This is a genomic window from Flavobacterium oncorhynchi (assembly GCF_002217355.1).
In the GTDB taxonomy this organism is placed as follows: domain Bacteria; phylum Bacteroidota; class Bacteroidia; order Flavobacteriales; family Flavobacteriaceae; genus Flavobacterium; species Flavobacterium oncorhynchi.
In genome coordinates this window covers 29,177-50,460 of the sequence record NZ_MUHA01000003.1, presented here as the reverse complement: position 1 = coordinate 50,460, position 21,284 = coordinate 29,177, and the positions used below count along the sequence as shown (strand labels likewise).

Genomic DNA, 21,284 nt, shown 5'->3' with positions numbered 1-21,284 from the left:
TTTTCACTACTAACCAAACCAAAACTTACCGCTGTTTTTAATTGAGTTCAAACGCACTAAAAGAAATCAACTAAACATTATTTTTTTATAAATTTCATTACCTGAGTTTTCTTATTCTCATCTATTGCTTTTACAATATACAATCCCGCCTCTAAATCACTTACTTCATACTGAAAATCTGTTTTCCCGCTTGCATTAAAGCTTTTTACTAATTGTCCTGATATATTATAAACCTGCACTTTTGCTGTCGATATGTTTAATGTAAAATAATCTGAAACTGGATTTGGATATAAATTGACTGTTGCTCCTTTTTCGAAATCGGCTATAGCTAAATTCGCAACTTTGTTTCCATAAATTCTAAATTCTCCCGCGGGAATATTTATTAAAGCATTAACATCAGAAACATTTATTGTGGTGTTATCCATTAAATTATACCATGTTCCAGTATATTGAAAACCTGTTGGTACATTTTGCGCTGTTACATCAAAATTCGCCAAAATCAATACGTCTTTTAACTGAGTAGCTGCCAAAGCGCTGTTTGTAATTTTTATGTTGACTGAAAGTGAATTAGCACTGGCAACTGTTGCAGTTCCTAAAAATACAGGCTCCGTTATTTTAAGATTAATTATTTTTGCCCAGTCGTAATAAATTTTATTTCGATTGGCATTTCCTAACCAATTATTTGTCCATTGAGGCTGTGGTTTTGTATCTAATTTACAATCGCCAGAAGCAGCATCTGTATCTGTATTTACTGTATTATTATTACAAGTAAAAATTGAGCTGTCCCAGCCTAACTCTCCAAAATGCCAAATCATTTTTGGCCCTGGAATCAATAAGGAAACGGCTCCAATTGCTGACATTCTTGACAAGGCTGTATTTAACGTTTTTACATCATAAGTTCCGCCTGATGCTCCATATTGCAAATTTCTATACATTAAACGTTCTTCGTCATGGCTTTCTGCATATCCCATTAATCTGTTTGCTGTAAAACCACGGCTTGAATTTGTCATTCTTGAAATATTACTATTTGATGCATATCCCATTGCCAATTGACTGTATTGATCTGTCATTTTTCCCCACATCATCACACCTTTGCTAACTGGATCATTTACTCTATAATTTGCCCATTCTTTTTCCTCTGTATCAGATCCTAAATGTTCGAAAATAGTATAATGAGTAGGATCTAAACTCCACGAATAATCCGCATATTTCTTTAATACATCAACTCTATCCTGCTGATAATTATTAGTACAACTTTCGTCTGATGCTGTACAGGCTTGAGTAAATCCTTTGGTTAAATCCCAACGAAAACCATCAATTTTATATTCTTCGATCCATTGCTTAATTACACGCTCTACATAATATTGTGTTTTTGCAGATTGATGATTAAAATCTTCTCCTACACTAAAAGTATGTTTTGCAACGGTATTAAAATACGGATTTTCAGCAGTTGGTGAACCAAAACCATCTCCATCAGGATCGTTCATCCACATTCTTACCATCGGATTGCGTCCAAAGGCATGATTTAAAGCTACATCAAGAATTACGGCAATTCCGTTTTGATGACATAAATCGATTAGTTCTTTTAATTTATCTGAAGTACCATAGAATTTATCCAAAGCCATATGAAACGAAGTATTGTACCCCCAACTTTCATTACCTTCAAATTCCATTATCGGCATCAATTCTATTGCATTTATTTTAAGCGTTTTAAAATAATCAATCTTATCAATCAAACTTTGATAGCTTCGAGCAGCGTCAAAATCACGAACTAATACTTCATAAACAACTAGCTTGTCTTTTTCTGGTTTTGTAAAATTAGTAACCTGCCAATTATATGGTGTCTGCCCTGTTTTAAGCACAGTAACTTCAAAACTCTGTCCTGTTGGATAAACCGGCATATTTGGATAAGAAACTGCAGGAATTGAAGAATCATCATACGGAGACAATACTAAAGTTGAGTAAGGATCCGCCGTTTTTACCATTGAAGGTGAATTGGCTAAAGGAGTCTTATCAACAACCCAATATTGATACGTATTATTTTGTCCAGAAACCAATCCTGTCAATTCTAACCAAAATTTACCTGAAACAGGATCTTTTTTCATGGCATACGCCGATGTGGGCTGCCAATTATTAAAACTTCCTGCAACGTAAACAAAATCTTTTAAAGGAGCATCTAATACCAAAATTGCTTTTGTAACATCAGCATTATAGTTAATTCCGTCTGCCAAACCTGCAGGCATAGTTTCAGAAATGGTATTGGGATCAACAATCGCAGTAAATTTTTTAACTACCGTTGTTGATGCCTGAGTAACACTCAATTCATAACTTTGATTACTTGTAATGTTTGTATGGTTAAACGAATAACTAGATGTACTAGAATTAGAATCTATTACTACTCCATTTGATTTTAAGGTGTAACTCGCTGTTCCATTTGTATTTGTTACTGCAATATTTAAACTTCCTCCATTTGCAACAACAGTATTACTGTTCTCTACAGGAGAAGACAATGTTACCTGAAAAGAACCAACCTCAACTAAAATATCTTGTGACTGTTTAGATCCAGTACCATCCTTAGCTTTTACAAGGAAACCAAATTTTCCGATTCCGTTTCTATTAAAATAGGCAGACGGCGTAAATGTTTTCGTATAAGTATCTGTTCCTGCATTATAAGTAAATTTACCAGCTTCGGCCGAAGCGGTCCAAGATCCATTAGAAGGTGAATCTTGTTGACTGGTATCATTTACATCATAAGACCATGACCAAAGATACAATGCATTTCCTGTTACTGACCAAGCTGATTCGTTTATACTATTTCCATTTATTGTAATTGTAATAGAGGTCGTATCTTCAAAAGTCGGCGGATTTATAGAATAGGTTATAGTTTGCACCTGTGCAAAAATTGCCGTAGATAACAATAGAAAAATTAATAGTAAAGTTTTTTTCATATTTGCGGTTAATGGTTAGTTAGATTAAAAAAGGGCTACCTTATACAGATAGCCCTTTAATTATTCATGCTAGAACTAATCTACTGTTATAGTTTTTGCACCATTGTCAATTGTCAAAGTTCTTAGTCCAGTTGGTCCAGTGTATTTAAAGTTACTATCACCATCGGCAGCATTTACTAATTCTGAATCTATAGTATAACCTAATCCTGAATAATAAGTGTAGTTATGGCTATTACTAGCACCCCAGTTACCACCACTTGTAAAGTCATTTGATAAAAACTCTCTAAATGCTTCTCCGCTTTTAAGAACAACTTTTACTTGGTAAACATTTGTTTTTCCAACTACTAATGGGAATTCTGTTTCAGCATCACCATCCCATGACCATCCACCTGGAGTAGCTGCTCCAACTAACCAATGAGAAGTTGCCAATGGCACGTGATATGGAGTCGCTTTAATAGTATAGAAATTAGAGTATTGCGCTTCTGCACCTGTACCAACAGTAGATTTAATACGAATGTCAACACTGTTTTCCTCTTTCTCAACAAAACCTCCGTTAACTAAAGCTGAGTTCAATTCGGCCACTGTTAAAGCTTTAAAACGAGCTGTAGTTGTAGTTACTGCTATAGGAGCTGCAAATTTAGTTCCTGCTTTTGCAATTTCAATTGTATAATTTACAACTGTTGCTGTACCATCGTACTTAGCATCGTTCCATATTACAGTTGTTGCAACCTCTTTTTCTTTTTCCTTTGTAAGAACAATATTAAAATCGTTCTGAGGGCTTAATAAAACTGGAGCTGTAACTGGCTCAATTACTGGTCTCTCTTCTACATCATCAGCATTACATGACACTGCTAAAACACCAATGAATGCGATTAAAATTTTATATATGTTTTTCATTTTATTATTTTTTTATATGGTTAGTTAGTATCCTGGATTTTGTTTTAAAGTTGGGTTTGCCTGAATAGTTTTTGAAGGGATAGGCATTAAATTTCTGAACTCTTCCGTTCCGCTTCCATTTTTAACGCCGCCTTTCCATTGCCATATTTTAGCTCCTCCTGTAAATTTTCCAAAACGAATTAAATCTGTTCTTCTGTGACATTCCCAAAACAATTCTCTTCCTCTTTCATCTAGAAGAAAGTCCAGAGTTAAGTCAGAAGCTGTAATAACACCCGCTTTAGCTCTAAGTCTAATTTTATTTACATATCCTAAAGCTTTTGTAATATCACCTGATGACGCTCCTCTAAGTGTTGCCTCAGCATACATCAAGTAAACATCTGACAATCTGTACATTGGGAAATCTGTATCTGGCATATCATTTCTTTGCGCAGCAGTACCATCAGAATTAACATTGACAAATTTTGTAACTGCATACCCATTAGTAAATACTCCATAATCAGCAATATCTAGAGTTTGCCCGTTAGTGTAAAAAGTACCTCTTTGATCAGCAGTTGCTGTTGCATCAGGAAACAATTTAACAAATTCTGGTCTTGCTCTTGTTCCAGACCAGCCTCCATCCATACCTTGATTAGCTGATACCATACTTCCTCCAATAGACGCATGAATAATAAAACTCATACCACCACCTATTGCTCTAATTGCATTACCATCTCCAACAATTGGAAAAATAAATTCACTTTGTGCTCCATTTCTATTATTATCAGCAGAGAATAAATAACGATAAGGCACATCTGCAAAAGTGTATGCAGAACCTGTTATAATATCATTACACACTGTAGCAGCATCATTATATCTTTCAGTTCCTGTGTAAACTTTAGAATTTAAATAAATTTGTGCTAATAAAAATTTAGCTGCTGTTTTATCAACCCTTCCATATTCATTAGCTTTAGAAGGCGCTAAAGTATTGTCGATATCTTTTAGTTCTGACTCTACAAAAGCAAAAACTTCTGCTCTTGTTTTTTGTTCTGGATAAAAGAAACCAACTGGATCTTTTTCTGTAGTAATTGGCACATTACCAAACAAATCCATTAAATTAACGTATGAAAACGCTCTTAAGAAACGAACTTCTGCTCTAAATTTCACAATTTCGGCTTTTGTAGCAGTATCAATACCACGTTCCGTTAGTTTTTCATCTGTTGTTTGTCTCAAAAACTCATTAGCAACACTAATTTCATAAAATGCTCTTGAGAAAACTCCGTACAAGAACTGGTTGCTCGGACTCCATTTTTGTCCATTTATCGCAGGCAAACCATCATCTGACCAAGCTATAATAGCTTCATCTGTTGGAAACTCCTGTGTAACAAATAACAATCGCAAGTAACTGCTAAAGTCACCACCAATACCTGCAATATCCCCAGATGGGCTGTTAGGATCTGTATCACCATCATTTCCACCTACATACAAACCAGCATATAGTTTTGCCAATACTTGTTTGTAAGATCCCGGATCTTTAAAAAAGTCATCAGAAAGAAACTCATCATCATCTGTCGGCTTCACATCTAAATCGCTCGTACACGAAGTAAGTGTCATATTTAATCCTAAAATGAATAGGAGAAAATAAGATATATATTTAAATGATATTTTCATTTTATTTATTTTTTAAATTTTAATTTTCAATGTACTATTAGAAATTCGCATTTACTCCAAACAAGAATGTTCTAGCTCTTGGATAAACGTTATTGTCAATTCCGTTAAATTTCTCAGGATCTAAACCATTGTATTTCGTAAGAACAAAAACATTTTGAACTCCAGCAGTAAATCTCAACGTTGCCGCTTTTAATACCTTCTTATTAATAGTGTACCCAAATACGATGTTATCCAACTTAATAAAAGAAGCATCTTTTACGAAGTAATTTGAATAGTTACGCTGCGTTCCATTAGAGTTACTTTCAGTAGTAAATCCAGTATTAAAATAATCTGTAGTAATGTTAGCCAAATCAGAGTCTCTTCTTAAACCTGCTTGTAAATATCCTTTGTCAGAACTTACGTTATCAAAAATGTAATTTCCTAAACTAGCTCTCCAGTTCATTGTGAAATCGAAGTTTTTGTAATTCAAAGTAGAAAACAATCCAAAAGTATAATCTGCAGTTGGCTTATGATAGATATAACGATCCGCATCAGTAATAGCACCGTCGCCATTTCTGTCAGCATACGCACCTTGAATAGGACGTTTGTTTGCATCGTATAATTGTTCAAATACAAAGAATGAATTTGGTGCAAACCCTTCAGAATGAATCAACACTTGGTTTCCTGTTCCCCCAGCAATATTATCTCCTGTTAAGTATCCTTGAAATCCTGGAACAGTAGTTCCTAAATCAGAAATTTTTTGATCAATATAAGTGGCATTAACAGCAACATTCCAAGTTAGTTTGTCATTTTTAATAATGTCAGACTGAAGGCTGAACTCCACCCCTTTTGTTCTTACACTACCAATATTGCTGTAACCTTGATTTCTGATGTTTGCACCATCCGGCACAGGAATATTTGCTAATAAATCACTCGATTTTTTATCAAAATAATTAACAGACCCTGTTATTCTTTCATTAAGAAATCCAAAATCTATTCCAAGATTCATCTCGGCTAAATCTTCCCATTTTATATCTTCATTATATCCTTCTGGTCTTGCCGCTTTAGAAATAACACCGTTAAAAACATATTGAGTATTAAGCGTTCCTAAAGTTACACGACGTAAATAATCGTATGCAGGCGGAATATCTTGCTGTCCTGTAGTTCCGTATCCAACTCTTAATTTTAAACTTGACAAAGTCCCGTTGTCCTTTAAGAAATCTTCTTCCGCTACATTCCATGCAAACGCACCTCCGGCAAAATTACCCCATCTGTTTTCCTTAGAGAAACGTGAAGTTCCATCTCTTCTATAATTTACTGTCAACAAGTATCTGCTGTCGTATCCTAAATTCAAACGTCCGAAATACGATTGTAAGTTAACATCTGGATCTGTAGTAACATCTGAAGGCGGATTTGGTCTCATGACATCGCCAGAGTTATACCCCTCACGTTGAAACAATTGGTAGTTATATCCAGCTGTAGCATCAATTTTAAATTTACCTAAATCTTTAGTATAGTTAAAATAAGTATTTAAGTTTTTATTTTGACGGCTGTCTGTATAACCTGTATATCCTCCTAAATTAGTCCAGTTTCCTTTGTCGAATGTTGTCGGTTGATATCCTGTAATACTTTCAGTACTCACTCTTGTATAACCATTACTATCAAATTTATCGATACCTGCTTCAGCAACAATTCTTAAATCTTCGAAGAAATGAAATTTATAATCTAATCTAATGTTACCCCATTTTCTAGTAGAAGTTGCTCTACGCTCATCTTGATTCAATCTTGCAACAGGGTTTCTTGCTGGTAATAATGGTACATTTCCATTTGCTTCCAACCATTCAAAATAACCTCCGTAACGAGAACCTGCTTGGTAAACTGACTGAGTTGGATCAAATATAATAGCACTGCTGATTACTGGTCCTTCATCTTGAAATTGATTTTTTCCAAAAGCTAAATTTCCTGTAATGTCAATTTTTAAATGATTATCAAATAAAACTGGATTTAACGATAACGATGTCGTTGTTCTTTCAAAAGAAGTGTTTCTTAAGATTCCAGGAGTATCTACATTTCCAACAGATAAACGTACTGGCAATTTATTAAACAATGAACCGCTCACAGAGATATTATTGTTTGTTGTTAACGCAGTACGGAAAATTTCATCTTGCCAATCAGTATTTGCTGTACCCAATAAAGCCTTTTGCGCAGCAGTTCCTTTTTCATTTACTAAAGCACGATATTGATCTCCGCTTAAAACATCTACTGTATTAGCAACAGTATTAATACCTACTTGCGAATTAAAGTTAACTTTTACACCGCCTTTTGTTCCTTTTTTAGTAGTAATTACAATTACACCATTTGCAGCTCTAGAACCATAAATTGCAGCTGCAGAAGCATCTTTCAATATTGTAAAAGATTCGATATCATTTGGGTCAATTGTAGACAAAATACTAGTTGATCCACTAGGAACCGCATTACTCATAGGAAGTCCATCAACTACAATTAATGGTTCATTTGATGCACTTAATGAAGATCCTCCACGAATTCTAATATCTGCTTTAGCTCCTGGCGCACCTCCAGTAATAACATTTACACCAGCAATACGACCACTGATCAAACTCTCTGGAGTAACGTTAATTCCTTTATTGAATTCTTTAGCAGAAATTTGAGAAACAGATCCTGTTGCGTCTTTTTTCTTAACAGTACCATAACCTACTTGTACTACAACTTCTTTAAGCTGATTAGTATCTTCTTCTAAAGAAACATTTAATGTTTTTTGTCCATTATAATCAAGAATTTGAGTTTTGTATCCAATGAAAGAAACAGAAATTTTACTTCCGCTTTTAACATTAGGTAATTGGTAATTACCATCAAATCCTGTCGATGCACCAGTTGGAGCACCTTGTACATTTACGTTTACTCCTGGTATTGGCTGACCTGTTGCTTTATCGACAACAGTCCCACTTAAAGTGCTTTGAGCTAGCACCGTAAATGGCAACAATAGGAATAAAAATAACAACTTTTTGTAAATTGTTTTCATACTTTTTGTTTAAATTAGTTTGAGTTTTTGATTGTTAGTTAAGTTTTTAATTTTACTTCGAATTTCAAAATTAGGAATTAATTAACACGCTCAACAAGAGGCATTTTTAATTGGTTTACGAAAACGTGGTAGTGTTGAAAACTTTCTATTTTTTGTAATCTTTTAAGTCAAAAATTGTCAATCCCAAAAATATTATTCACCTTTATTGTCAATTAGATTTTTTTCAAATAAGTACTATGAAACGTAAAATAACACTAAAACAAATTGCAAAGGAACTCGACGTATCCATTTCAACTGTCTCTAAGTCACTAAGAAACAGTCTTGAAATAGGCGAAGAAACACGCTTAAAAGTGCAGGCATTTGCAAAGTTTTACAACTATAAACCCAACAATATTGCCCTTAGTTTAAAAAATCGAAAAACCAAAAGTATTGGTATTATCATTCCGGAAATTGTACATCATTTTTTCTCTACCGTAATTAACGGAATCGAACAAGTGGCTAACGAACATGGTTACAGTGTTGTGATCTGTTTATCTGATGATTCTTTCGATAAAGAAGTTTTAAATATGGAAATGTTAGCCAACGGAAGTATCGACGGTTTTATCATGTCGCTTTCTAAAGAAACACAGTTCAAAGGCGACTTTCATCACATCACCGAAGTCATCAATCAAGGAATGCCCGTGGTAATGTTTGACCGTGTTACTAACGATATTTTATGCGATAAAGTTATTATTGATGATAAAGCTGCTGCGTATGAAGCAGTTCAAAGTTTAATTGATAACGGAAGAAAAAAGATTGCATTAGTTACCACAGTCGATTATGTAAGTGTTGGAAAACTAAGAACCGACGGTTACGAAAAAGCGCTTCGAGATAACGGAATTCCTTTCAATGAAGATTTAATTATTAAAATTGAAGATGTAGATACTTGCGAAATTACCATCAGCCAGCTTTTACACGACAGAGCTTTTGATGCTGTTTTTGCGGTAAACGAACTTTTTGCCGTAACCATTATTAAAACCGCTTCTAAAATGGGATTAAAAATCCCTGAAGATTTAGCGGTAATCGCTTTTACTGACGGAATCATTTCAAAATACTCCACTCCAAGTATTACAACAGTAAGTCAAAGCGGCGAAAAAATGGGAAATAAAGCAGCTAAAATGCTGATCGAAAGACTCGAAGCCGAACACGATGATGATGACGAAGAAAATGAAAATTACACTACCGAAGTTATCGAAACACATTTAATAGAACGAGAATCTACTGACTAAAATTCTTAAAATCAACCCTTTCTAAAGCCATAAAAAAAATTTATGGCTTTTTTGTTAGCATATTTAAAAAAATAATTAATACTTTTACGCCTGCTCAAAGCTTTTACTTTTACTTCGAAAAAAACAGTAAGTTTTGATAAGCAAAGCGCTTATCGTCTAATTAATTCTTTAATTACGATAATGGAAAAGCGTAAATTAAGTTTCTGGGAAATTTGGAACATGAGTTTCGGTTTCTTAGGAATACAAATGGGATTTGCACTTCAAAATGCAAATGCCAGCAGAATTCTTCAAATTTTTGGTGCCGATGTACATGAATTATCATGGTTTTGGATTATTGCTCCTTTAATGGGATTAATAGTACAGCCTGTTATTGGTCACTACAGCGACAAAACTTGGGGAAAATTCGGCAGACGAAAACCTTTCTTTTTAGTAGGTGCGATTTTAGCTTCGGTAGGATTAATTTTAATGCCGCAGGCCAATATTTTCATTTCAGTATTACCCGCTTTATGGGTTGGAGCCGGAATGTTAATGATAATGGACGCTTCTTTCAACATTGCCATGGAGCCGTTTCGTGCACTTGTTGGTGATAATTTAAGAACAGATCAGCGAACAGCAGGATTTAGTATTCAAACTTCATTGATCGGTTTTGGAGCCGTAATTGGTTCTGCACTTCCTTATGTTTTAACAAAATGGTTTCATATACCAAACAGTACAGTTCCAGGAAGCGTTCCCTTAAATCTGACTTTGTCATTTATTATTGGCGCTGCGGTTCTGATTGGTTCTATTTTAGTTACACTGTTTACAACCAAAGAATATTCGCCAGAAGAATTAGCCAAATTTGAAGATCCTCAAAATGATGTAACTTCTGATTCTGAAGAAAAATCAAAACTTACAGATATTTTTACTGACTTCGCAAAAATGCCAACCACAATGCGTCAGCTGAGCTGGGTGCAGTTTTTTTCTTGGTTCGGATTATTCGGAATGTGGGTTTTTACAACTCCGGCAATCGCGCATCACATTTACGGATTACCATTAGACGATACGTCTAGTCAACAATATCAAGACGCTGGTGACTGGGTCGGAATTCTATTTGGCGTTTACAACTTCGTTTCTGCTATTGTCGCTTTGTTTTTCTTACCGTACATCGCAAAAAAAATCGGACGAAAATCAACTCACGCTGTATCATTAATCATTGGAGGAATTGGTTTAATCTCTATTTATTTTATGCCAAATGAAGACTGGGTTGTGTTGCCAATGATTTTAATTGGAGTTGCCTGGGCAAGTATTCTGGCAATGCCGTATGCAATTCTTGCAGGATCTATTGCTCCAAAAAAGATGGGAGTTTACATGGGAATCTTCAACTTTTTTGTTGTTATCCCACAAATTGTAAACGCATTAATTGGTGGTCCAATTGTAAAATATCTTTACAATGGCGATGCCATTTATGCCTTAATTACCAGCGGAGTAAGTTTTTTAATTGCCGCTCTTTTAGTCTACAAAGTAAAAGATGTAGACGACACTATTTAAAATCATAAAGAAGAATTTCCTTTAAAATGAACAAAAAAGCCTTCATATTCGATCTTGACGGAGTAATCGTTGATACCGCTAAATACCACTTTTTGGCATGGCAGAAAATTGCCAAAGCATTAAATATAAATTTTACACATGAAGACAACGAACTTTTAAAAGGCGTAAGCCGAGTTCGCTCTCTTGACATTATACTTGGATTAGGAAATGTTCAGGCTTCGCAAGAAGACAAAGACAAATGGCTGATTCAAAAAAACGAAGATTATCTATCTTATTTAGTACACATGGATGAAAGTGAGATTCTTCCAGGAGTTTTAAAAATTCTAAAACTATTAAAAGATAAAAACCAAGGAATTGCATTGGGCTCTGCCAGTAAAAATGCAAGACCAATTTTAGAAAAAACAGGAATCCTGTCTTACTTCGATGTTATTGTTGACGGAAATGACGTTACCAATGCAAAACCAGATCCTGAAGTATTCTTAAAAGCGGCTCAATTATTAAACATTAATCCAAAAGACTCAATCGTATTTGAAGATTCTGTTGCTGGAATTCAGGCAGCAAACATAGGCGAAATGGTAAGCGTGGGAATTGGTGAGGAAACAATTTTGCATGAAGCTGATTTCATTTTTAAAGATTTCACCCAAATCGAAACAAGCTTTATAGAAAAATTAATCAATTAGAAAATGTGTCAATTAGATAATTTCCGAAATCGCGTAATTATCTCATTTTCTAATTAACTGAATTATCAAATTAAAAACAAATGAACCAAGATTATATAAAACCAGATAATTGGTCAATTATAGAAGAAGGATTTGATGCTGAAAGGGTCAAATCGTCTGAAAGTCTCTTTAGTATCGGAAATGGTGCTATGGGACAACGCGCCAATTTTGAAGAAACATATTCAGCAGAAACTTTTCAAGGAAGTTACATTGCCGGGATTTATTATCCAGACAAAACAAAAGTGGGCTGGTGGAAAAATGGTTATCCGAAATATTTTGCCAAAGTATTAAACGCTCCAAACTGGATTGGAATTGACATTGAAATCAACGAAGAAAATCTTGATTTAAATACGTGTACCGAAGTTAGAAACTTCCACAGAGAATTGAATATGAAAGAAGGCTGGTACAATCGTTCTTTTGAAGCAATTCTAAAAAACGGAACCGAAATCGCAGTAAACGTTCGTCGTTTCCTTTCCTTAGATTTAGACGAAGCAGGAGTTATCAAATATGATATTACACCTTTAAATAAAGATGCAAAAATCGTTTATAAACCTTACGTTGATGCTGGTGTAAGTAATGAAGATGCGAACTGGGAAGAAAAATTCTGGGAACCGCTTGAAGTAAAAAAAGGTACAAACGAAGCTTTTGTTACGGCTCAAACGTTTAAAACGCATTTTAAAGTTACGACTTTCATGCACAATACGATTTTGGCAAACGGAGAAAACATCAATGTTTCGCCATCTACAATCGATTCAACGGCAGATAAAGTTCAGTACACTTACGGAACAATTATTGCAAAAGGACAAACCTCATCTATTCAAAAAATCGGTGGATATACGGTTTCTTTAAACCACGAAAATACTTTGGCAGCAGCCGAAAAAGTAATTAAATCTGCTGTAAATTCAGGTTATGAAACTTTGCTTCAAAATCAAATTGAGGCTTGGGCAAAAATTTGGGAAATGTCAGATATTACTATTGAAGGCGATGTAAAAGCACAACAAGGAATTCGTTTCAACATTTTCCAATTAAACCAAACCTATTTAGGAAAAGATTCTCGTTTAAATATTGGTCCAAAAGGCTTCACTGGAGAAAAATACGGAGGATCTACTTATTGGGACACTGAGGCTTATTGTATTCCGTTTTACATGGCGACAAAAGATCAGCAAGTTGCGAGAAACTTATTGACTTACCGTTTCAATCAATTGGATAAAGCGATTGAAAACGCTAAAGACAATTTAGGCTTCAAAGACGGCGCTGCATTGTACCCGATGGTTACCATGAATGGTGAAGAATGTCACAACGAATGGGAAATCACACACGAAGAAATTCACCGAAATGGAGCGATTGCTTTTGCGATTTACAACTATTACCGTTACACCGGCGATTACTCTTATATTCCAGAAAAAGGATTAGAAGTTTTAATCGGAATTGCACGTTTTTGGCACCAAAGAGCATCATTCTCAAAAGATAAAAATCAATATGTAATATTAGGAGTTACAGGTCCAAACGAATACGAAAACAACATCAACAATAATTTCTACACCAATTATATTGCAAAATGGTGTATTGATTTTGCTGCAGAACAAATTGAAAAAGTAGCTTCAGAATATCCTGCAGATCATAAACGCGTTCTTCAAAAAGTGAATCTTTCTTCAGAAGAAATTAAAAAATGGAAAAAAGTTGCCGATGATATGTATTTTCCAATTTCTGAAGAACTTGGCGTTTATTTACAGCAAGACGGTTTCTTAGATAAAGATTTAGTTCCAGTAAAAGATTTAGATAAATCGCAGCGTCCAATTAATCAAAAATGGTCTTGGGATCGCGTTTTACGTTCGCCATACATTAAACAAGCCGACGTTTTACAATGTTTCTATTTCTTCGAAGATCATTTTTCGCGAGAAGAATTAGAAAGAAATTTTGATTTCTATGAATCATTTACCGTTCACGAAAGTTCTCTTTCGCCTTGTGTACATTCAATTCAAGCTGCTGTTTTAGACAAAATGGATATGGCATATACATTTTATTTAAGAACATCTCGTTTAGATCTTGATGATTACAACAAAGAAGTTGAGGAAGGTTGTCACATCACGTCAATGGCAGGAACTTGGATGAGTATTGTGGAAGGTTTTGGCGGAATGAGAGTGAAAAATAATCAATTGCATTTCTCTCCAAAAATTCCAAAAGAATGGAAAGGCTACTCTTTTAAAATTAACTTTAGAAATCAAGTTCTAAAAGTAGCTGTAAATCACGATAAAACCACTTTTACTGTAGATGGCGATCAAGATTTAACAATTGTAGTTAACGGAAATCCTATAACTGCAAATAAATTTGTACAAATTAATTAAATTACAATACTCTAAAATCTAAAAAACATGAAAAACTTATTTTTCGCAAGTTTAATCTTGTTTGCTTTTAGCTCAATTGCAGAAGCACAACAATTAAAATCACCCGAAGGCAAGTTCGTAATGGAATTTTCTCTTCAAAACGACGGAACTCCAACGTACAATTTAAAATACAAAAACAAAGAAGTTGTAAAAACCAGTAAATTAGGTCTTGAACTTAAAGATGATAAAAAATCTTTATTGAATGACTTTACAGTTATTGATACTAAAACTTCAACTTTTGATGAAACTTGGAAACCAGTTTGGGGAGAAGTAGATCACATCAGAAATCATTATAATGAACTGGCTGTTACTTTAAACCAAAAAGGAACAGACAGACAAATCGTAATTCGTTTCCGTTTATTTGAAGACGGTTTAGGATTCAGATATGAATTCCCAGCACAAAAGAATCTTACTTATTTCGTAATTAAGGAAGAAAGATCTCAATTTGCAATGACTGGAGATCATACTGCATTCTGGATTCCGGGAGATTATGATACTCAGGAATACGATTACACAAAATCGAAATTATCTGAAATTAGAGGTTTATCTCAAAAAGCTTATACAGCAAATGTTTCGCAAAAGAACTTTTCTCCAACAGGAGTTCAAACTTCTTTGATGTTAAAAACAAACGACGGAATCTACATCAACTTGCACGAAGCGGCTTTGATCAACTATTCTTGTATGCACTTGAATTTAGATGATAAAAACTTCGTTTTCAACTCTTGGTTAACGCCAGACGCAAAAGGTGACAAAGGTTATATGCAGGCGCCAAGTCACTCGCCTTGGAGAACTATTATGGTGAGCGACGATGCTAGAGAAATCTTAGCTTCAAAAATGACTTATAACTTAAACGATCCATCAAAAATTGAGAATACTTCTTGGATTAAACCCGTAAAATATATTGGTGTTTGGTGGGAAATGATTACAGGAAAAAGCTCTTGGTCATATACTAACGATTTCCCTACAGTTCAATTGGGAGTTTCTGATTTCTCAAAAGCAAAACCAAACGGAACGCACGGAGCAACCAATGCTAACGTAAAAAAATACATTGATTTTGCTGCTGCAAATGGTTTCGACGCCGTTTTAGTTGAAGGTTGGAACGAAGGCTGGGAAGACTGGTTTGGACATTCAAAAGATTATGTTTTTGATTTCGTAACACCTTATCCAGATTTTGATGTAAAAGGGCTGCATGCTTACGCAAAGTCTAAAGGAGTAAAAATCATTATGCACCATGAAACATCAGGTTCAGTTCGTAACTACGAGCGCCACATGGATGCAGCTTACAAATTCATGAACGATAACGGATATGATGCTGTAAAAAGCGGTTACGTAGGTGATATTTTACCTAGAGGTGAAAACCACTACAACCAATGGATTGTAAACCATTATCAATACGCTATCGAAAAAGCAGCCGATTATAAAATTATGGTGAACGCTCACGAAGCAGTTCGTCCAACTGGAATTGCAAGAACGTATCCAAACTTAATTGGAAACGAAGCAGCAAGAGGAACAGAATACCAAGCTTTTGGAGGTTCTAAACCAAATCACGTTACCGTTTTACCATTTACACGTTTAATTGGAGGTCCAATGGATTATACTCCGGGAATCTTCGAAATGGATATCAGCAAAATGAATCCGGATAACAAATCTCATGTAAACAGTACAATCGCAAACCAATTGGCATTATACGTCACTATGTATAGTCCGTTACAAATGGCCGCTGATACTCCAGAAAACTACAACCGTTTTCCAGATGCATTCCAATTCATTAAAGATGTGGCGGTAGACTGGTCAGAAAGTAAATATATTGAAGCTGAGCCAGGAGATTTCATCACAGTTGCCCGTAAAGCAAAAGGAACAAACAACTGGTTCGTTGGAAATGTAAATGGAGAAACTCCACGCACGTCAAACATCGATTTTAGTTTCCTTGAAAAAGGTAAAAAATATACTGCAACAATTTATGCTGATTCAAAAGATGCGCATTACAAAACAAATCCGCAAGCTTATACAATCAAGAAAATTGCTGTAACAAGCAAATCAAAATTATCGCAGCTTTCTGCTCCAGGCGGAGGTTATGCAATAAGCATTATAGAAACCAAATAATTCTTTAAAAGGCAAGTAACTCTCCCCCAAGATTACTTGTCTTTTTTTTAATCAACAACTTTTTGTCAAATCGAGCGAAGTCGAGATGCCACATAGGTTCTCGACTTCGCTTGGACTGACAATTAGAATAATTATTATGACTATGAAAAACCAAAAAACATCACTCATCTATAAATTAATCCTAATGGTTTTGTTGTTTTCCGCTTCCGCGAAAGCGCAAATCCAAAAAGTAGAACCGCCTTTCTGGTATGCAGGAATGAAAAATCCAGAATTACAGATTATGTTCTACGGAAAAAACATTTCACAATATGAAGCTTCGGTTTCAAATAATGTGCAGATTAAAAATATAGAAAAAACAGAAAATCCAAACTACCTTTTCGTAACAATCGATACAAAAGATGTAAAAGCTTCTGAATTGGTTTTCTCTTTCAAAAACAAAAACAAAGTCGCTTTTACGCAGAAATATTCGCTTAAAGAAAGAAGATCAAATTCGGCAGACAGAAAAAGTTACGATGCATCGGATTTAATTTATTTAATCATGCCGGATCGTTTTGCAAACGGAAATCCAAAAAACGACAGCGACGCTTCTTTAACTGAAAAAGCAAATCGTCAAGATCCAAGTGGACGTCACGGCGGCGATATCGAAGGAATTATCAAAAACTTAGATTATATTTCGTCTCTTGGTGCCACTACAATTTGGAGCACGCCTCTATGCGAAGACAACGACAAACAACATTCGTACCATACTTACGGACAATCGGATGTTTACAAAATAGATCCGCGTTACGGAACGAATGACGATTACGCTCGTCTTTCTGCAGAAATGCACAAAAAAAACATGAAACTTGTTATGGATTATGTTACGAATCACTGGGGAATTACGCACTGGATGATGAAAGATATTCCAACTAAAACTTGGTTCAACCAATTCGAAACTTTCACGCAAACACATCACCGTCGCGAAGTAATTACAGACATTCATGCTTCTAAAACAGATCAGGAAGTTTGTGTTGACGGCTGGTTTGTACCTTCAATGCCCGATTTGAATTTAAGAAATCCTTTGGTTGCAAAATACTTAACGCAAAATGCGATTTGGTGGATTGAATTTGCGAATCTTGACGGATTTAGAGTAGACACTTATAATTATTCGGATAAAACTGCCATGGCAGAATGGGCAAAATCAATTACAAATGAATACCCGAATTTTAATATTGTGGGCGAAATCTGGATGCACAATCAAGCGAATTTAGCTTTTTGGCAGAAAGACAGTAAAATTGGTGCTATTGAAAACTACAATTCAAACCTTCCAAGTGTAATGGACTTTACGCTTCAAAGTCAGATTGCTTCTGCTTTCAATGAAGACACACCAAACTGGGACAGCGGATTGATTAAATTCTACAACAATTTTGCAATGGACTTTTTATATCCAAACACCAATAATCTTTTAGTTTTTGCCGAAAATCATGACACAGACCGTTTAAATCATAACTTTAAATATGATTTACCAAAATACAAACTGGCGATAACTTTATTGGCAACAGTTCGCGGAATTCCGCAAATCTATTACGGTTCAGAAATCGGAATGGGCGGTGATAAAGGTAAAGGCGGAGATGCCGATATTCGTCAGGATTTCCCAGGCGGATGGGTAGGTGATAAAAACAATGCTTTCACAGCATCAGGAAGAACAACTCAACAAGCGCAATATTTTGATTTTAGTTCAAAATTATTCAACTGGAGAAAATCGAATGAAGCAGTACATTTCGGAAAAATGACGCATTATATTCCTGAAAATAATACGTACGTTTATTTCAGATACACTGATGCGAAAACCGTAATGGTGGTTTTCAATAACAATGCAAAAGAGCAGGTTGTAAAAACCAACCGTTTCAAAGAAAACATCAAAAACTTTAAATCAGGTAAAGATGTTATCACTGGAAAAACATTCGATTTAGCTACTGAAATTACTTTAGAACCAAAATCAGCCTTGGTTTTAGAATTGGAATAACAAAATTTTCACTCTCGCAGATTTAGGAGATTAAGCAGATCATTTAAAAAAAAATCAGCCAAATCTGCGAGATCTGCGAGAAACTTTTTTTTCCGCCACGAATTCACGAATTATTTTTTGACAATCTTTGAGAATAAAAATTCGTGAATTCGTGGCTATTTTTTTCAACACAATCCATCCTAAAATATTCTAAAATAATGAAAAAATACACTTTCCTTTTTTTATCTTTAGTATACTTAACAATGAGTTGTTCTGGCTCAAAATCAGTTGCAATGAATAATACTTCGAAAACACCTTTCGTTTGGGAAGGAGCAAATGTTTATTTTTTACTTACAGATCGTTTTTACAACGGAGACACTTCCAACGATGTCAACTTTAACCGAACCAAAACTCCGGGAAAACTACGCGGATTTGAAGGCGGCGACATCATAGGAATTACCAAAAAAATCGAATCAGGTTATTTTGAAAAACTAGGAATAAATGCCATTTGGCTTACGCCAATTGTCGAACAAATTCACGACGGAGTTGACGAGGGAACCGGATTGAGTTACGGTTATCATGGCTATTGGGCAAAAGATTGGACTGCTCTCGATCCAAACTTTGGAACAAAAGAAAACTTGGCAAAACTAGTCAAAAAAGCACATGAAAAAGGTATTCGAATAATTCTAGACGGCGTAATAAATCACACCGGACCAGTAACTCCAGAAGATCCTGTTTGGCCTTCAGACTGGGTTAGAACTGGTGTTATCTGTGATTACAAATCGTTCGAAAATACAACAATGTGTACTTTGGTTGATAATCTTCCAGACGTCAGAACAGAAAGTGTTCAAGAAGTGGAATTACCTCCTTTTTTAATTGAAAAATGGAGAAAAGAAGGCCGTTACGAAAAAGAAATTACTTCACTTGACGAATTCTTCAAAAGAACAAATTATCCAAGAACGCCAAAATATTACATTATAAAATGGCTTACAGATTATATTCTAGAATTTGGAGTTGACGGCTATCGTGGAGATACCGTAAAACATACCGATGAAAACGTTTGGGCCGATTTTAAAAAAGAATGCGATTACGCTTTTGAAACATGGAAGAAAAACCATCCAAAAGAAGTTTTAGATCAAAATCAGTTTTATACCATTGCAGAAGTTTACGGTTACGGAATAAGCGGCGGGCAGGATTATGATTTTGGAGATCGAAAAGTAAATTATTTCCAAAATGGTTTCAACAGCATGATCAATTTTGAATTTAAATGGAACGCTGCACAAAACGATTATGAAGGTTTATTTTCTAAATATTCGAATCATTTAAATAATGACTTAAAAGGATATTCGGTTTTAAACTATATGTCTTCGCACGACGACGGACAACCTTTTGATGCGAACCGAACAAAAAGTATCGAAGCCGGAACTAAATTATTACTCTCACCAGGCATGTCACAAATATATTATGGAGACGAATCGGCAAGATCTTTAGTTATTGAAGGAACGCAAGGCGATGCCACTTTACGCTCGAATATGAATTGGGATGCTATACAGAATAATCCCGAAACACAAAAAACACTTTTGCATTGGCAGAAATTAGGTCAGTTTAGAAAAAATCATCCAGCAGTTGGTGCGGGTGTTCACAAACTGATTAATCCGTATCCTTACACTTTTTCTAGAACCTTTACCAAAGGCACTTTTACAGATAAAGTAATTATGGGAGTTGATCTGCCAAAAGGCAGAAAAGAACTTCCTGTTGGCGATATCTTCCCAAACGGAACAAAACTAAAAGACGCTTATTCAAATCAAAATGTTGAAGTTATTGATGGAAAAGTAATTATAGACAATGATTTTGATATTGCTTTATTAGAAGAGATTTAAAATAAATATTTTTTTCTCTCGCAGATTTAGGAGATTGAGCAGATAATTTTAATAAAATCTGCCGAATCTGCTAAATCTGCGAGAGACATAATTTATCACAGATTTCAAAATCAGTTTAATCCCTATAATCTGTGGCTAACTTTTTTTATAATATTTGCTCCCGATAGCTATCGGGATTGCGTAAAACTTTGCGACCTTTGCGGTTAGAAAAAACACTGCAAAATGCTAAAAATTGCACATCGAGGCGCCAAGGCCTACGAACCTGAAAATACTTTACAAGCTTTCCAAAAAGCCTTAGACCTAAATTCAGATGGAATTGAGTTAGATGTTCATTTATCTTCTGACGAACAAATTATTGTAATTCATGACGAAACCATTGACAGAACAACAAACGGAAAAGGTTTAGTAAATTCGTTTTCTTTAGCTGAGTTAAAATCATTTTTGATTGATGGGAAATACCAAATCCCAACTTTAAATGAGGTTTTTGATCTGGTTGATAAAAAATGTCTCATCAATATTGAATTAAAAGGTTTGGCAACTCCCAATAAAGTTGTTGCATTAATTGAAGAATATATTTCAGATAAAAACTGGAATTACAATCATTTTATAGTTTCAAGTTTTGATTGGAATATGTTAGAGGAAACATCAACTTTAAATTCAAATATCCCGATTGGTGTTTTAACAGAGGAAGATATAAATACCGCTTTGGCTTTCGCCGAAAAAATAAAAGCAAAAGCCATTCATCCTGATTTTAATTTATTGAATACAGAAAATGTTCATCATATACAGGAAAAAGGTTTTCTCGTTTTACCTTGGACAGTAAACAGCAAAGAAGACATTCAAAAAGTAAAAAGTTATAACGTAAACGGAATTATCTCTGATAATCCAGACAAAATATAAAAGTAAAA

General features: G+C 34.8%; 12 protein-coding genes. 8 read left to right on the top strand and 4 right to left on the bottom strand.

From position 1 onward, the window contains the following. Nucleotides 1-77: 77 nt before the first annotated feature. The 4 genes from B0A75_RS01355 to B0A75_RS01340 form a co-directional block, all read right to left on the bottom strand. Complete coding sequence (locus tag B0A75_RS01355) at nucleotides 78-2,948, bottom strand: alpha-amylase family glycosyl hydrolase (RefSeq protein ID WP_089052501.1); 2,871 nt, start codon at nucleotides 2,946-2,948, stop codon at nucleotides 78-80. Nucleotides 2,949-3,023: 75 nt separating this feature from the next. Next, the gene (locus B0A75_RS01350; protein WP_089052500.1) at nucleotides 3,024-3,845 is read right to left on the bottom strand and encodes a SusE domain-containing protein; all 822 of its coding nucleotides are present in this window, start codon (nucleotides 3,843-3,845) and stop codon (nucleotides 3,024-3,026) included. Nucleotides 3,846-3,869: 24 nt separating this feature from the next. Then, nucleotides 3,870-5,492 (bottom strand): RagB/SusD family nutrient uptake outer membrane protein, encoded by a 1,623-nt coding sequence (locus tag B0A75_RS01345; protein ID WP_089052499.1) that lies wholly within the window; start codon nucleotides 5,490-5,492, stop codon nucleotides 3,870-3,872. Between the two features lie 37 nt (nucleotides 5,493-5,529). Further along, nucleotides 5,530-8,511: a SusC/RagA family TonB-linked outer membrane protein gene (locus tag B0A75_RS01340; RefSeq protein WP_089052498.1), complete on the bottom strand. Its 2,982-nt coding sequence runs from the start codon at nucleotides 8,509-8,511 to the stop codon at nucleotides 5,530-5,532. Between the two features lie 236 nt (nucleotides 8,512-8,747). On the opposite strand from B0A75_RS01340, the gene B0A75_RS01335 reads away from it, so the two are divergent. From B0A75_RS01335 to B0A75_RS01300, 8 genes are all read left to right on the top strand, one after another. Next, nucleotides 8,748-9,779, top strand: a complete 1,032-nt coding sequence (locus tag B0A75_RS01335; RefSeq protein WP_089052497.1) for a LacI family DNA-binding transcriptional regulator — start codon at nucleotides 8,748-8,750, stop codon at nucleotides 9,777-9,779. A gap of 180 nt (nucleotides 9,780-9,959) precedes the next feature. Continuing rightward, nucleotides 9,960-11,306 carry an MFS transporter gene (locus B0A75_RS01330; protein ID WP_089052496.1) on the top strand — a complete coding sequence of 449 codons (1,347 nt, stop codon included), beginning with the start codon at nucleotides 9,960-9,962 and terminating at the stop codon, nucleotides 11,304-11,306. 26 nt (nucleotides 11,307-11,332) lie between these two features. Then, entirely contained in the window at nucleotides 11,333-11,986 is a 654-nt protein-coding gene (gene pgmB / locus B0A75_RS01325; RefSeq protein WP_089052495.1) for a beta-phosphoglucomutase, read from the top strand. Nucleotides 11,987-12,066: 80 nt separating this feature from the next. Beyond that, on the top strand, nucleotides 12,067-14,370 hold the full coding sequence (locus B0A75_RS01320) for a glycoside hydrolase family 65 protein (protein WP_089052494.1): 2,304 nt from the start codon (nucleotides 12,067-12,069) through the stop codon (nucleotides 14,368-14,370). Between the two features lie 27 nt (nucleotides 14,371-14,397). Then, complete coding sequence (locus B0A75_RS01315; protein ID WP_089052493.1) at nucleotides 14,398-16,512, top strand: glycoside hydrolase family 97 protein; 2,115 nt, start codon at nucleotides 14,398-14,400, stop codon at nucleotides 16,510-16,512. Between the two features lie 142 nt (nucleotides 16,513-16,654). After that, complete coding sequence (locus B0A75_RS01310; RefSeq protein WP_089052492.1) at nucleotides 16,655-18,517, top strand: glycoside hydrolase family 13 protein; 1,863 nt, start codon at nucleotides 16,655-16,657, stop codon at nucleotides 18,515-18,517. A 197-nt stretch (nucleotides 18,518-18,714) separates the two neighbouring features. Further along, complete coding sequence (locus tag B0A75_RS01305) at nucleotides 18,715-20,376, top strand: alpha-amylase family glycosyl hydrolase (RefSeq protein ID WP_089052491.1); 1,662 nt, start codon at nucleotides 18,715-18,717, stop codon at nucleotides 20,374-20,376. 222 nt (nucleotides 20,377-20,598) lie between these two features. Continuing rightward, complete coding sequence (locus B0A75_RS01300) at nucleotides 20,599-21,276, top strand: glycerophosphodiester phosphodiesterase (RefSeq protein ID WP_089052490.1); 678 nt, start codon at nucleotides 20,599-20,601, stop codon at nucleotides 21,274-21,276. Nucleotides 21,277-21,284: the final 8 nt, after the last annotated feature.

Coding starts and splice junctions, on each gene's coding strand:
- B0A75_RS01355 (WP_089052501.1), bottom strand. CDS start 2,948: ATGAAAAAAACTTTACTATTAATTTTTCTATTGTTATCTACGGCAATT.
- B0A75_RS01350 (WP_089052500.1), bottom strand. CDS start 3,845: ATGAAAAACATATATAAAATTTTAATCGCATTCATTGGTGTTTTAGCA.
- B0A75_RS01345 (WP_089052499.1), bottom strand. CDS start 5,492: ATGAAAATATCATTTAAATATATATCTTATTTTCTCCTATTCATTTTA.
- B0A75_RS01340 (WP_089052498.1), bottom strand. CDS start 8,511: ATGAAAACAATTTACAAAAAGTTGTTATTTTTATTCCTATTGTTGCCA.
- B0A75_RS01335 (WP_089052497.1), top strand. CDS start 8,748: ATGAAACGTAAAATAACACTAAAACAAATTGCAAAGGAACTCGACGTA.
- B0A75_RS01330 (WP_089052496.1), top strand. CDS start 9,960: ATGGAAAAGCGTAAATTAAGTTTCTGGGAAATTTGGAACATGAGTTTC.
- pgmB (WP_089052495.1), top strand. CDS start 11,333: ATGAACAAAAAAGCCTTCATATTCGATCTTGACGGAGTAATCGTTGAT.
- B0A75_RS01320 (WP_089052494.1), top strand. CDS start 12,067: ATGAACCAAGATTATATAAAACCAGATAATTGGTCAATTATAGAAGAA.
- B0A75_RS01315 (WP_089052493.1), top strand. CDS start 14,398: ATGAAAAACTTATTTTTCGCAAGTTTAATCTTGTTTGCTTTTAGCTCA.
- B0A75_RS01310 (WP_089052492.1), top strand. CDS start 16,655: ATGAAAAACCAAAAAACATCACTCATCTATAAATTAATCCTAATGGTT.
- B0A75_RS01305 (WP_089052491.1), top strand. CDS start 18,715: ATGAAAAAATACACTTTCCTTTTTTTATCTTTAGTATACTTAACAATG.
- B0A75_RS01300 (WP_089052490.1), top strand. CDS start 20,599: ATGCTAAAAATTGCACATCGAGGCGCCAAGGCCTACGAACCTGAAAAT.